Origin of the sequence: Sodalis sp. C49, assembly GCF_046352915.1 — a bacterium.
Taxonomy (GTDB): domain Bacteria; phylum Pseudomonadota; class Gammaproteobacteria; order Enterobacterales; family Enterobacteriaceae; genus Acerihabitans.
The window spans coordinates 4,364,676-4,377,857 of the sequence record NZ_CP163303.1; the positions used below are offsets into that span (position 1 = coordinate 4,364,676).

A 13,182-nucleotide genomic window follows, 5' to 3' on the forward strand; every position below is an offset into this window, starting at 1 on the left:
CCTATGAGCCGCTTTGACTATGCTTCCGGCACGCTGGAGCTTGACAGATATCCGCCCGGCGCGGCCGATGACAATTTACAGGCCTGGGATGCGGCGGACGAATACCTGCTGGCCCATATCGCCACCCTGGGCGCCGTCGCCGGGCCGACGCTGATTCTCAACGACAGCTTCGGCGCGCTGGCCTGCGCGCTGCGCGCCCTCTCGCCCTATAGCAGCGGCGACTCCTACCTCAGCCAGTTGGCGACCCGGCATAATGACCGGCAAAATCCCGGCGACGACGGTGAAATCCATTTTCTGGACAGCCTGTCCCCGCTGCCGGACGCCCCCGGCCTGGTGGTGATGAAAATTCCCAAGACCCTGGCGCTGCTGGAGTATCAGCTCTATGCCCTGCGCCGGGTGGCCACCGCCGCCACGCAGGTTATCGCGGCGGGAAAGGTTAAGGATATCCATAACTCCACCCTGCAACGGTTTAGCGATATCCTCGGGCCCACGCGCACGTCCCTGGCCAAAAAGAAAGCCCGGCTGATTTTCAGCCAGGTGACCGCGCCGGCGGCGGACAGTCCCGATCGGTGCTGCGTCTGGACCCTTGAGGAGAGCGGATACCAAATCCATAATCATGCCAATGTGTTTTCCCGCGCGTCGCTTGATATCGGCGCCCGGTTCTTTATGCACCATCTGCCCAAAGGGCTCGACGGCACCCTGGTCGATCTGGGCTGCGGCAACGGCGTGCTGGGTTTAACCGCCCTGGGACAAAATCCCGGGTCCGAAGTGCATTTTGTCGATGAATCCTATATGGCGGTCGCATCGAGCCGGATTAATATAGAGATTAACCGCCCCCAGGATATGGCGCGCTGCCGGTTCAGCGTGGAAAATTCGCTGGCGGGTTATGACGCCGGCAGCGTGCAGGTGGTGTTATGCAACCCGCCGTTCCACCAGCAGCAGGCGATAACCGATCACATCGCCAGGGAAATGTTCCGGGATGCGAAGCGCACCCTGCGCGTCGGGGGGGAATTACGCGTCGTTGCCAATCGACACTTAGATTATTATCATCAGATCAAACAGTTATTCGGCAACTGCACTACACTTGGTTCGAATCCAAAATTCGTGGTGTTGCGCGCGGTAAAAATCTGATGCCGCAAGCGGTTTCCGGCCTGCTTCCCAGGACGTTTTGGTAAGCATTTAACCGGTGAAAAAAGGCGGGCACTAATGCATTTGTTGGCTATGCCGACAGTGATTATACTTCGCCAAAGGTCATTTTTAAGGAACGATTATGTTGTTGCAAGAGTTCGAAACACGGTTAAACGATGCGTTGACGGAGCTGGAGCAAAGCTTTGGCCGCCACCATAAACTGTGGCAGCTGGACCATCAGACTTTGCAGCAACAACTGGATTTGAGCCTGCGGCGCGAAGCAAAGCTGCGTGAACAAAATGCGCTACTGATAAGCCAGCTCAACAACCTGGACAGCTCGCCCGATCGCAATCCGTTAATCCACAAAATCAAAATATTAGGCACCCATATTGACGCGCTGGCCAGGGATGCGGCGGCGTTCCGCCGGTCCCTGCCCGGCGCTAATTAATGTCACGCCGGCGATGTGCTATTTTTGCTGCACCGCTTCCAGGGCCTCAAGGTCAATGATGGGTTACGGCGCAATCGTTGCCAAAAGCCGGGGGGACGGGTGGCGTTGCCGGCAACGGCGCCGCCTTCCTGCACATCATAGATCCTGCCCAGCAATTCGAAATCATGGGCCATCCCCTGCGTATAACCGCTTTTAATCCCGTCCAGAACAAAAAACGTACGTAACATCTGGCTTGTTGCGTTGTCATCTCTCCCGAGCAGTTGCTGCAATGATTTGATATTGAGTATATAGCGTTCGGTCATCTGACGAAATTGATGCTGTTCAGATAAAGCGGCGGACGGCGCCAGAGTGCATAATCTGAGAAAATTATACGTATGAATACTACAATCATTATTAAATTGAAACTGCTGGCCAAAATAGCGAATTTCGTTATCACTTGATTCGTCAATAAGAGCGTCTATTAATTTTTCTTTATCTTCATTCTCCTCTCCTGAGTCGTAACTGTCGAAGATATTAAAAACAAAACCCCTTGATTTTTTTTCCACTAAAATAGCGCTGAAATGATCACCCTGGGATAAAACACCATCTTCTCCTCTTTGCATAGATAATAAAGGCATCATCAGATAATGGCCTATAGCGAGTGTTTCCATCCTGACACGGGCAATGTGAAAACGCTTCTGCGTATCCTCCCTTAAATAAAGAGGAAAGTGGTTATTGATTCTATTCGCCTGATGTCCATAAAGTAGGGTCGGGGTACAAAAAAAATCCGTTTTCTCTTGCGAAAGTAAATAAATCATCGTTTCCAATATGATTTTTTCCACAAATACTCCCGGCGGCAGGATACATTTTAATTCCTCCGGCAGGACGAAGGTCTGTTCCAGCATGGCATGGTCGGACAACGGCGTGCCAGAATAGTGATAGTTCTCATATTCATGCAAAAATAAACGCATGCATTGGGTAAGTTTTATCTTAATGTTTGCCTCAACGTCTGCTTCGTACCACTGAAACCAGGTATTTAGCATGAACCTGAATAAATTACGCTGGCAGGTATCCGGACTTGGCCTTATCTCATGATTGCGCGCCGGCAGGCAGGGGGGCGAGTCAGACGATGCATCGACACATACGGTCAGGTAATCATTCACGAATGCATGAGGTGTGATATTGGTTGTTGGCTGATACTTAGCTCGATAAATTTCTTTAATAAAATTAATGTTTTCGGTAAATTTTTTATGATCATATAAACTAACGTCTGTGCGATTTTTTTCCGGTATCTCGCTATATGTTATATTATTGCAATATGATTTATCGTTGGCATTAACGCTGAGCATACTTTCCTCTTGAACCGATGGAATATTAATAAGTGATATATAATAGGTTTTTGTACACAGTCATGTTTTTTCTTTTAGCCATTTCAGCATGGTACGAAAATGACGGCCTGTATTTTAGCCTATATCATGTTAAACGCGGTATGCCGCGCAGGGTAATAGAGTCAATATATAAATAACTGTTCTCAATAAACAAGCGTGATGCCAAAAGTAACGTCATTTTTTACCTCTAATTACAATGCCTTAAAATATACTTCCTTAGGTCACTATCAGGATGGGAACGCCTTATCAAAGATGGTATATAGTTCGATGTCTAATAATACCTTCATACAGTACATGTACGCTTTGCGCGCCTAAACGGCCATCCTGACGGCTATGACAATACTTTTATCTTTACCTTAAACCCAATTTTAACGCCGCTGATTAATAATGCGGATAAATATTCTCCGCACTATAAACCTTGGCCTGCTTTTGCCGATGATTAGGGTATTGCCATTAACAGAAGGCATATTTTCATAAGGCCCCGTCCAGAACCTGATTTACCGGCGCCAAGAGATAAGCCGACATGCCAAGGCAACCGTCAAGAGGATGCCCGGGCAAGGAATAACAAAGAGAGCACGAAAGGAAAAGTAAATGAATATATTGAAAAATTTTAAAATCAGGTGGGTATTGGTCTTCATCCTCATTATTTTTTCGTTGCTCTGGGCAGCGGTATCGACGTTTACGCTATTTTCCTTAAATCAAGTTAACGAAACCCTGAAGCTTAGCGATAATCAACAGGTTAACGGTGACGTCATCAACGGCGCCAACGATCACTACTACCGCGCGGTCACCACGCTGGAGCGGGCCGCCAAGCAGGCCAAGGCCGGCAATAAGCAGGCTTTTGACGATGAAATGGCGGCGGTCTCGGAAGAGATGAACGCCATCGATGCGGGATTAAAACAGTTTAAAGTCATGGATCATGGGCTGCTGGAACCGGCACTGATAGATAACATCTATAACTCATCCTTCGATTTGTTTACCAAGGGCATTCAGCCGCTCGCCCTGGCGGTGCAAACCGGACGGCTGGACGATGCCGAGCGTCAGCTCGCCGACCCGTATCTGACATTGCGCAAACAGTTCACTACCGCTATGCATTCATATAATGCCTCGATAGAAAAAATCAAGGCGGATTCGAGTATCCGCATAAACCTGCTGGTCTCCTGGTGTCAGCGCACGCTAATGGGCGCGCTACTGGCGGGAATTCTCCTTATGGTGATTACCGATCGTTACCTGGTGCGTTATCTGGTCAAACCCCTCGACACCATAAAATACTATTTCACCGAACTGGCGGCCGGGCGGCTTGATGTCGAGATCAAGAATTTCGGGCGCAACTGCGTTGGCCAGTTAATTCCGTTCCTGCTGGAAATGCAAAACAGCTGGGTCACCACGGTGACCAGCATCAGGGCCAGCGCCGAAGCGATTTACCAGGGATCAAGCGAGATCTCCATGGGGAATACCGATCTGTCGTCCCGTACCGAACAGCAGGCCTCCGCGTTGGAGCAAACGGCGGCCAGCATGGAGGAACTCAACTCGACAGTGCAGCAAAATACCGGCAATGCGCACCAGGCCAGCAAACTGGCGGAATCGGCCTCGCAAACCGCCAGGAAAGGCGGCGCCAGCGTGCAGGAAGTGGTCGCCACCATGGGCAGTATCGCCTCCAGTTCGCGGCGCATAGTGGATATTATCGGCGTGATTAACAGTATCGCCTTCCAGACCAATATCCTGGCGCTGAACGCCGCGGTGGAAGCAGCCCGCGCCGGCGAACAGGGCAGGGGATTCGCCGTGGTGGCCAGTGAAGTACGCAACCTGGCCAAACGCAGCGGCGAAGCGGCGAAAGAAATCGAGACCCTGATTAACGAATCGGTGGAACGGGTTAACGTCGGTTCAACCCAGGTGGCGCACGCAGGCGAAACCATGGAGGATATCGTAAAGGCCATCACCCATGTGACCGATATCATGAGCGAAATCGCCTCGGCTTCGGATGAGCAAAGCAAAGGCATTCAGCAAATCGGCCAGGCGGTAACTGAAATGGACAGCGTCACCCAGCAAAACTCGGCGCTGGTACAGGAATCGGCGGCCGCGGCCGCCTCGCTTGAAGAACAGGCGCGTCATCTGACCGAGATGGTTTCAGTGTTCAAGTTAAAACAGGCCGGTATCTCCGCTCCGGGCCGGCCGGTGCCGGCAGGCAAAGCGACGCAGGCCATTGCCGGCCGCAAGACGCCCTCCAGCCAGGATGAGCATTGGCAGACATTTTAATGATGGTTTTCCTGTAATGAGATAAATACCTCGCCCGGCCTTCAGGCCGGGTTTCTTATGACTAACCCGCAAAAGGCGATTATCCTTACCGTTCCCTACTTTCTTCGTCATGACATTCTGCGGACATGCGTTTATTCGGCAAAATGCCGCTTTCCCTTCATTTAGATCCTCTTGCTTTTACTGGTAAAAACATAAAATAAATAAATAATATGTATATTAATTATTGGCATGCGTTGCGATTGGGTAAAAGCTATATTTAAATAGACGATTTAACAAATATAATGCCTTGCTAAGACAAATAATATGATGCTAGTCTGGCGTTGTGAGGTGCTCTTTGGGTTGATGGGCAAATATTTTGATCTTTTTCTTAATATAATGCCAAGGTAGCGAATTTATTATAACGCGCCCTCTTTTCCAAGGACTTGTACAAATATAATGATTAAATTTTTAGTCGAAGCAAATAAGTTCCTCTATAAATTTCCTGATAATATCCTTATCAGGGACACACTTAGCGGTGACATGAAAGTAATCGAGCATTGCAGCGATAATTTTATTTATCGGAATTATTATGTAGGTTACCGCTCGTTAAATGGCAAAATTTTAATACTTAAAGATAATAAGCCCATTTGGATCATGACATACGAAGGCGGGGTAATCAATCATGAGGATTCAGACGATTCTGTCAGGAAAATCTATGCGTTTGTCAGGCAAAACCTGGCAAGGTCGACGCTTGAACAGCCTATCCGGGGCCCATCCGAATTCCAGGATGGCAAAATGATCTATAATAATCGTTTTTTTGGTACCATTAATAAGTTTAACGGCACCGAAACCGTTACGTTGGGTAACCTGCGGTTAATTTATAGCCTGAGCTACTCGGGCGGCGATGTGATATATTAGCCCGGCGTTAATCCGCCGCTGACCAAGCCCTTGTTCATGTTACGGGGGCTTTCTATCCTGCTGCGATACACAGTTTCTTTACTCTTATTATTAACCTTCCCATGCGCTATTCTGCAAAGGCAATTCCCAGGCATGCGGCGACCACCCCGGCGGCCGGAAACAGCCAATTTCAGCTAAGTTGCTTTACCGCCATCGTATAAAACAGCCTGTCTTGAGCGCTATCCGCGTTACCCATCGGGTAAGTCGCCTGCTTACCGGTTATGAGGTAGCAATGGCAGTGGCCGAACCGTACTTTTGCAACCGCAGGCAACGGCCTGACCCCGGACGGCCGGTAAATTCCGCGGCGGCGCCGCCGTTATGCCAGAGCCAACGCTTGCATAATGGTGGTGAGCTGGCCGGGATAACAGCTGACAGAACAGCCATTGGGCAGGTGCAGGGTCACGGTATTGGGGTCGTCTCTTAAGAGCTCGGTGCGCCCGGCCGCCCCGATATTGCCTTTTTCCGCGTCAAACTTGTTTTTATTTAACCAATAATAAAAGGTACTTAACGTCAATTTTTCGCGCGCGCAATAGTCCTGTTTGGACAATCCGCTGAGCAGCCATGCCTGGATATGATGCAGTTGCACAGTCAGGGGATACCGGTTTGCCATTAATTACCTCGATAATGTATTTATAACATGTGATTGGAATTAATTATTAAATAAATTTAATAACAAAATAAATAATCATGAAAATATAATTTATTATTCTTTTTGCTTTATCGCATGATGGCGCGCTGCAACTGAATATACCATTCACATTATCGTTTGGAAATAATTTTGACAATACTAGTTCTATTTACACGGATAAGTAACGAGAACCTTTATCTTGCAGCCATGGCTTGGAGGCGGCGAAAATCAGATAAAGAGCGCAGGCTGAAAAACGGCCCCTGGCGACCGCTTTTTTAGCGACATCAGAAAACGCGTAATTCCTCGTAAGAAATTATCACATGTTTTTTGTACGCCGGCCGGGAAGCTAACCGTTGATAATAGGCTTGCAAATGAGGCAACGCCGGGCGAGGAATATCAATATCATAATAACGATATAGTACATGGCCGAACTGTATATCCGCTAAAGTCAATTCATGACCCGTTAGATAAGGATGCAGGGCTAACTGGCGTTCAGCGATAGATAAAACGGTTGCCAGCGTTTCCACCGCACGGCCAATCGCCAGCGGATCCCGCTCGTTCGCCGCCGTGCGCACCACGCGCCAGAAAATGGGGGCGGTAAAGTTAAGCGCCACATTAATTTTTGACCACTCCGCCCACATATCCACCTGCGCCCGGCAATTCTCATCCCGCGGCCAAAAAACATCATTCCCATACCTGGCTGCCAGATACCGCAGTATGGCGCCCGTTTCCCATAACGCCGGGCCAGCGTTATCTTGCAACACCGGCACGGTGCCGTTGGGATTCATGGCTAAAAACGCCGGCGTGTGATTGCCGCCGTATTTATGGCCGATATCGTAACGCTGATAATCGAGTTGCAACTCACCGATGCACCACATCAGCGCCTGGACATTGGATGACGTTTTCCTTCCCCATACTTGCAGCATATCGCTTCACCGCCTCTGTTATTGGAGTGGATAGTTTACCTGCTGTTCGCCCGGTAAAAACGTTTTTTACCTGACTTCGGGTAGCTTTTCCCGCAATAGGGGAGGGCTGATAATGATAAGAGAGAACGAGTTGGGTGATGCCTTCGCGCATGCGGTTTGCTCCGAAACTAACGGCGTACGCATCCGCACCGCCGACCTCATAGAACAGACCCGGGCCAGGGGGATACAATTAATGCCGGAAGAGGCTAAAGCGTACCTGATGCGAGCCGCCAGCGGGGTGAGGTTGATCGCCGAGGGGCAGCATAACACTACAGAGAAGCGTTAGCGCGCCTTTCAGGGGGCGGGTGTTAGATGTTATGGTAAATAGAAAAGGTTAATTCTAAGGGGAGTAATTCATGAATTCACACCCGATCCGGCAGATCATCGCGTCATGTGATAAGGCTATCTCAGCAAAAGATTTTGACGCGCTGATGGCGCATTACGCCGAAGATGCGGCGCTGGTTGTTAAACCGGGCATGATAGCCCGGGGTAAAGACGATATTCGCCGCGCTTTCATTGCCATATCTGACTATTTCCAGGATCGGCTCATTGTGGAGCAGGGGAAAATGCAGGTTATTGAAGGCGGCGGAAATGCTCTGGTTATCATGGAAACGGTGCTTCGTTTCCCGGACGATCAGGGCGGAACGGCCGAGGCCATCCGGCGGGCTACCTATGTATTCCGCCGGGAGGGCGACGGCCGGTGGTTGTGTACTGTCGATAATTCTTACGGCACCTCCCTTCTGGATAATATCGTCTGAAAACAGGCAATGATGGGCAGGCGTTGCCGGGGGTGGTGTTAAATTCAGTCCCGCCGAGGATAACGAACATCATCTTTGCGGCAGTAGGGAGCGGGAAATGGACGTATTTACGGTACGCCGCGTTACCAGAAACCATGTTGGCGATTTCAGGTATGTCAGACTCGAAGCTCTCAGGCTTTACCCGGAGGCATTCGGCGCTTCATTTGCAGATGAAAGCCAGAAGCCTGATGAGTTCTTTGCTGAGCGTCTGCTGTTAAATACGGTATTTGGCGGGTTTGACCTGCACAATAGATTGCAGGGCATCATTGGCATCAGTTTCAGTACTGCGCCAAAGCTGAGCCATGTGGCCACGTTTTGGGGAATGTATGTCCGGGCTGAACTGAGGGGCAGCGGTCTTTCCAGAGCGCTTCTGGCGGCAGCACTGCAGGCGGTTGGAACGGTGAGGACGGTGAAGCTTTCCGTCGTCTCGACAAACCGTCCGGCGCAGGCGCTTTATCGTTCTGTTGGATTCAAAGAATGGGCAACAGATACCGCTGCATTATGTGTTGATGGTGTGTTCCATGACGAGCTTCTTATGAGGCTGGACTTCTAACCCGCTTCGTAACCGGGATACCACCAAAGAACATTATCACCAATGCACTAATATCAATTGCGGCCATACGTTTAAGACTATGGAAAGCATTACGAAATCCATTATGATCCCCGGCCGGGTAAATCCGGCGCCGCCCCATCCCAGGGCCAAGCAAGATGCGTTTGGTTCTGAGCCAAGCCTGCGAGAGCAGGTTTTTTTTCGCCTGCCGTTTGCCTGTTTCCGATGTCTAAACTGCGTCGTCGATGAGGCACGATATTTTCTGGTGAGACACTTTTGAGACACTCGGGTAAAACAGGAAAAATCGAAACGGGGAAGGGTGGTTGTAATAGGATGATTTATATAAGTTTTCTTGGTGTCCCCTGCTGGACTTGAACCAGCGACCAAGCGATTATGAGTCATAAAATCGGCATGTTTCTAATCGTTCGCCATTGGCGCCTATTGTATTTTTAATTTTCTATAATCAATCAGTTATGAGGTTATTTTTGTTTCTGATTGGTTGTCTCGTCTCCCCATTGTACTATCGTTACCTGACCCAAAATGGGCATCGGGTCAGGTAACGCTTATACTCAGAAAGGCAACCTCATGGCCGCTAATCTTACCGAGACTGCTATACGTGGATTGAAGACAAAAAGCACGTCGTACTACGTGTGGAGCAACAGCGCGCAGCGCGGTACCGGCAGGCTTGGTGTCAAAGTTCAGCCTTCAGGCAGCAAGATTTTTTATTTCCGTTACTACATTGACAAAGGGAAGAAAGAGAAATTCATTCAGCTGGGCATCTGGCCTGAGATGAAACTGGTGACGGACAATGAGCTGGCGAAAAAGTACGGAGCCTGGCTTGTTGAAGGAAAAAATCCCCAGCAATAGCTTGAGCAACAACGCCTGGCCGAGCAGCACATCATGCAGCTTCATCGCTCGCAGGGATCGTTTAAAGAACTGGTACACGGCTATGTTAACAAGATGAAGCTCGACAATAAGCGGACCTGGGCCGATGTACTGAAGCGTCTTGAAAAAAAGTGCTATTCAGTCATTCCTCGCGAGACCAAAGCGAAGGATGTCACGCCCTTACAGATCAAAACGATCTTGTCTGGCATCATCCAGCGTGATGCGGTGGTCCATGCAAACCGAATTCGTTCCTACCTGATGGCGGCTTTCAACTACGGGCTTAAAGCCGATAACGATCCGATGAATACCAGCGTAGGCATTACGTTCGGGCTTGAAGCTAATCGGTATCGGCCATACCGAAGCAGTCCTCGGCGGAGAAAGTGGGTGATACATGGTTAACGCTGGAAGAGCTACGTTTTGTCATGGAACAGTTCGCTCAGGCAACTAACGTTGGCCCGTTGATGCAGCATCTGATTCGCTTCTGTGTTTATGCTGGCGGGCAGCGCCCGTTTGAAATGATTGCCAGCCAGTGGAACGCGATTGACTGGCAGCAGAAGACGTTACTGGTCATTGCCGATGTATCGAAAAACAAGCGTGAGCACCTGATCCCGCTGATTGAGTCGGCATTAAATGAATTAGCCTCTGTTAAAGAACTGACTAAGGAAAGTGGTAGCCTCTATATCTTCCCACGCTCGACCAACGGCGAGCGACCGGTGCGCACCGATAGTCTGACGCGTTCCATCATGTATTTCCGGGCCTCTAGTCCTGAGTTTAACGTTTTCACGGCGCGAGATTTACGTCGCACCTGTAAAACGCTGATGGGGGAGGCGGGGATCAGTAAAGAGATCCGCGATCGTATCCAGAACCACGCGTTGAACGACGTTAGCTCGAAACACTATGATCGTTATGATTACCTGACTGAAAAGCGCAGGGCGCTTGAGATCTGGGAGGATCGGGTTAACAACTATCAGCGCCAACAGGAAAACAACGGTGTGAACTTATTTGGACGGAGGTAAGAGCTTGTCAAAATATGAGCTTAATTCAGCAGAAGAGCGTTATCAGCCGGGCTCTGGAGACTTGGTGCTGGCTAATAAGCTAGGGATCACTGAAGAAGAGGAAATGGAGGCGCTGGAGTCTGGTCTATTGCTGATGCTTTATGAACAGCTATTTATCGAAGGCCAGCCGCCAGCGGCGCTGGCTTTTGAGCATATCAGCGGCTGGCATCGTCAATGGCTGGGGAATGTGTACGACTGGGCGGGGAGGTTGCGTAATGCCAACTTAACTAAGGACGGTTTCCAGTTTGCTGCTGCCGACAGGATTCCGCTTCTTCTTGATGGTTTCGAGAAGCAGTTTCTCTCCCGTTCTGGTGAACTGAAATCCCTGGCTCGTCCGGAGCTGGTTCGTTATCTGGCTGAATGCCATGTGGAATTTATTTTGATCCATCCATTCAGAGAAGGTAACGGGCGTCTGTCGAGATTGCTTTGCGATGTGTTGTCGGTTCTGTCGGGGAAGGGCTTACTGGACTACAGCCTGTGGGATGAGCACAAGGCGTTTTACTTCAAGGCAATACAGGCAGGCATATCAGGGAACTACAGTCCCATGATGCAACTGGTGGACGATATCTTGCCAGATTAACGGGCGAGGCCAACAGCTTTCGCCTGTACCTGATTTTTTTTGAGTTGCTGTTCAATCTTTTGCACGGAAACGCCTGTTTCGATCGCGGTTGAACTGGCGACGGAACGATAGATCTGAGTTCTGGTGATCTGAGTATGTGCTGTTTTTTTTGTCATGCTGAAAGCCTCGTTTTGTTGCAATCATTCTAGTGTGGATAGGGACAGCCCGCAAGGCTGGTACAATGGGATAGCACTGTACATCTCTCGATTTGAGATGATGAAAAAACTGACTTGTCATTAAATAATTTTTAAACTCATCGCTTTACCTTGTGATCTCTTCCTGATCTCCTCCCATTAAACAGGACCAGGCTAAACGGGAGCTTTCTGCCACACTTCTCATACTAAAGGGGGGGATCCGGGCATGAAAAAATCCAAGTTTACCGAGGAACAGATAGCTTTTGCCTTGAAACAGGCGGAAGGCGGCACCCGCGTGGCGGAAGTGTGTCGCACGATGGGCATTTCTGAAGCGACCTTTTTCAACTGGAAGAAAAAATTTAGCGGCATGGGCGTGGCTGAACTGCGGCGCTTGCGTCAGCTGGAAGATGAAAATCAGCGGCTAAAACGCTTGGTGGCGGATCTGAGCCTGGACAAAGAGATGCTGCAGGATGTGCTAAAACGAAAGTTTTAAAGCCTGCCCGTAAGCGTGAAATTGTCCATTTTTTGCTTGACGCTTACCGGGTAGGCATTCGTCGCGCCTGCCAGACGATCCCCATGAGCCGCTCGGTTTATTACTACCGTTCTTGCCGTGATGACCGGGGGCTGACCACGCGGATCAGAGAGATCGCTGAAACCCGGATCCGTTATGGCTGCGAGCGATTACATGTACAGCTCAGGCGTGAAGGCTGGCGAGTGAACCACAAAAAAACGCACCGCATATACTGCCAGGAGGGGTTAAATTTGCGGTGCAAACGGCCCCGGCGCCATGTGACGGCGGCCCACCGGCTCGAGAGGCCGCTACTGTCAAATCCGGATCAATGCTGGAGCATGGATTTCGTTGCTGATAATCTATTTAACAGGCGCCGGTTTCGGGCGTTAACTGTGGTCGATAGTTTTAGTCGGGAATGCCTGGCGATCCATGCCGGCCAGTCGCTCAGGGGCGAGGATGTGGTGGCGGTACTGGAGCATCTGAGGTTGATGCACAATCGTGTGCCGTTAAGGATCCAGGCCGATAACGGCAGCGAATTTATCTCAAAAGTGCTGGATAGATGGGCGTACGAAAATAAGGTCACCATGGACTTCTCACGCCCCGGCACGCCGACGGATAACCCGTTTATCGAATCATTTAATGGCAGCCTGAGGGATGAATGCCTAAATATCCACGGGTTCCTGTCGATGGAAGATGTGCAGGAAAAGCTTGATCGCTGGCGGGAGGAATATAACCATGACAGGACACCTTCTTCATTAAATGATCTGACTCCGGCGGAATTTATCCGAAGTCACCAAAAACGGCAAATCCTCTCATTTAGCCATGATCAGGATATGGGGGGAGGTCAATTTTGGCTACCTCTGCGTGTTTGAAGGATAGAATCAGGATTACTCTGCTGCCATT

At 49.8% G+C, this 13,182-nt stretch carries 12 protein-coding genes and 2 pseudogenes; 10 read left to right on the top strand and 4 right to left on the bottom strand.

From position 1 onward, the window contains the following. The first annotated feature begins 3 nt into the window (after positions 1–3). Positions 4–1,131: a 23S rRNA (guanine(1835)-N(2))-methyltransferase RlmG gene (gene rlmG / locus ABUK12_RS19725; RefSeq protein WP_410013399.1), complete on the top strand. Its 1,128-nt coding sequence runs from the start codon at positions 4–6 to the stop codon at positions 1,129–1,131. Positions 1,132–1,270: 139 nt separating this feature from the next. Then, on the top strand, positions 1,271–1,576 hold the full coding sequence (locus ABUK12_RS19730) for an MbeD/MobD family mobilization/exclusion protein (RefSeq protein WP_410013400.1): 306 nt from the start codon (positions 1,271–1,273) through the stop codon (positions 1,574–1,576). A 2-nt stretch (positions 1,577–1,578) separates the two neighbouring features. Here the strand turns inward: ABUK12_RS19730 and ABUK12_RS19735 are convergent, their stop codons facing one another. Continuing rightward, on the bottom strand, positions 1,579–2,904 hold the full coding sequence (locus ABUK12_RS19735) for a hypothetical protein (protein WP_410013401.1): 1,326 nt from the start codon (positions 2,902–2,904) through the stop codon (positions 1,579–1,581). A 630-nt stretch (positions 2,905–3,534) separates the two neighbouring features. On the opposite strand from ABUK12_RS19735, the gene ABUK12_RS19740 reads away from it, so the two are divergent. Further along, positions 3,535–5,199 carry a methyl-accepting chemotaxis protein gene (locus ABUK12_RS19740; RefSeq protein WP_410013402.1) on the top strand — a complete coding sequence of 555 codons (1,665 nt, stop codon included), beginning with the start codon at positions 3,535–3,537 and terminating at the stop codon, positions 5,197–5,199. 519 nt (positions 5,200–5,718) lie between these two features. After that, complete coding sequence (locus tag ABUK12_RS19745; RefSeq protein WP_410013403.1) at positions 5,719–6,096, top strand: DUF5680 domain-containing protein; 378 nt, start codon at positions 5,719–5,721, stop codon at positions 6,094–6,096. A gap of 355 nt (positions 6,097–6,451) precedes the next feature. Here ABUK12_RS19745 and tnpA read toward each other — a convergent pair whose 3' ends face one another. Both tnpA and ABUK12_RS19755 read right to left on the bottom strand, forming a co-directional pair. Further along, complete coding sequence (gene tnpA / locus ABUK12_RS19750) at positions 6,452–6,745, bottom strand: IS66 family insertion sequence element accessory protein TnpA (RefSeq protein WP_410013404.1); 294 nt, start codon at positions 6,743–6,745, stop codon at positions 6,452–6,454. A gap of 302 nt (positions 6,746–7,047) precedes the next feature. Beyond that, entirely contained in the window at positions 7,048–7,689 is a 642-nt protein-coding gene (locus ABUK12_RS19755) for a glutathione S-transferase family protein (RefSeq protein WP_410013405.1), read from the bottom strand. A 395-nt stretch (positions 7,690–8,084) separates the two neighbouring features. Here ABUK12_RS19755 and ABUK12_RS19760 point away from each other — a divergent pair, with 395 nt between their 5' ends. The 5 genes and pseudogenes from ABUK12_RS19760 to ABUK12_RS19780 all read left to right on the top strand — a co-directional run bounded on the left by ABUK12_RS19760 (position 8,085) and on the right by ABUK12_RS19780 (position 11,595). Continuing rightward, positions 8,085–8,486: a YybH family protein gene (locus ABUK12_RS19760; protein ID WP_410013406.1), complete on the top strand. Its 402-nt coding sequence runs from the start codon at positions 8,085–8,087 to the stop codon at positions 8,484–8,486. A gap of 97 nt (positions 8,487–8,583) precedes the next feature. Then, positions 8,584–9,078 (top strand): N-acetyltransferase family protein, encoded by a 495-nt coding sequence (locus ABUK12_RS19765; RefSeq protein ID WP_410013407.1) that lies wholly within the window; start codon positions 8,584–8,586, stop codon positions 9,076–9,078. Positions 9,079–9,094: 16 nt separating this feature from the next. Continuing rightward, positions 9,095–9,223, top strand: a pseudogene (locus ABUK12_RS19770) (ogr/Delta-like zinc finger family protein); the annotation flags it as partial. Between the two features lie 437 nt (positions 9,224–9,660). Then, positions 9,661–10,976: pseudogene (locus ABUK12_RS19775) on the top strand (tyrosine-type recombinase/integrase). Positions 10,977–10,980: 4 nt separating this feature from the next. Further along, positions 10,981–11,595, top strand: a complete 615-nt coding sequence (locus tag ABUK12_RS19780; protein ID WP_410013408.1) for a Fic/DOC family protein — start codon at positions 10,981–10,983, stop codon at positions 11,593–11,595. Here the strand turns inward: ABUK12_RS19780 and ABUK12_RS19785 are convergent. Further along, positions 11,592–11,750 carry a hypothetical protein gene (locus ABUK12_RS19785; RefSeq protein WP_410013409.1) on the bottom strand — a complete coding sequence of 53 codons (159 nt, stop codon included), beginning with the start codon at positions 11,748–11,750 and terminating at the stop codon, positions 11,592–11,594. The genes ABUK12_RS19780 and ABUK12_RS19785 overlap by 4 nt on opposite strands. Positions 11,751–11,994: 244 nt before the next feature. On the opposite strand from ABUK12_RS19785, the gene ABUK12_RS19790 reads away from it, so the two are divergent. Continuing rightward, positions 11,995–13,151 (top strand): IS3 family transposase gene (locus ABUK12_RS19790; RefSeq protein WP_410013410.1). Its coding sequence is split into 2 segments (ribosomal slippage): positions 11,995–12,247 and positions 12,247–13,151, totalling 1,158 coding nucleotides; the frame shifts between segments, so codons are not numbered across the junction. The last annotated feature ends 31 nt before the right edge of the window (positions 13,152–13,182 follow it).

Bases quoted from the DNA above. Each gene is read 5' to 3' on its own strand.
- rlmG (WP_410013399.1), top strand. From the start codon at position 4: ATGAGCCGCTTTGACTATGCTTCCGGCACGCTGGAGCTTGACAGATAT.
- tnpA (WP_410013404.1), bottom strand. From the start codon at position 6,745: ATGGCAAACCGGTATCCCCTGACTGTGCAACTGCATCATATCCAGGCA.
- ABUK12_RS19755 (WP_410013405.1), bottom strand. From the start codon at position 7,689: ATGCTGCAAGTATGGGGAAGGAAAACGTCATCCAATGTCCAGGCGCTG.
- ABUK12_RS19760 (WP_410013406.1), top strand. From the start codon at position 8,085: ATGAATTCACACCCGATCCGGCAGATCATCGCGTCATGTGATAAGGCT.
- ABUK12_RS19740 (WP_410013402.1), top strand. From the start codon at position 3,535: ATGAATATATTGAAAAATTTTAAAATCAGGTGGGTATTGGTCTTCATC.
- ABUK12_RS19735 (WP_410013401.1), bottom strand. From the start codon at position 2,904: ATGCTCAGCGTTAATGCCAACGATAAATCATATTGCAATAATATAACA.
- ABUK12_RS19765 (WP_410013407.1), top strand. From the start codon at position 8,584: ATGGACGTATTTACGGTACGCCGCGTTACCAGAAACCATGTTGGCGAT.
- ABUK12_RS19785 (WP_410013409.1), bottom strand. From the start codon at position 11,750: ATGACAAAAAAAACAGCACATACTCAGATCACCAGAACTCAGATCTAT.
- ABUK12_RS19730 (WP_410013400.1), top strand. From the start codon at position 1,271: ATGTTGTTGCAAGAGTTCGAAACACGGTTAAACGATGCGTTGACGGAG.
- ABUK12_RS19745 (WP_410013403.1), top strand. From the start codon at position 5,719: ATGAAAGTAATCGAGCATTGCAGCGATAATTTTATTTATCGGAATTAT.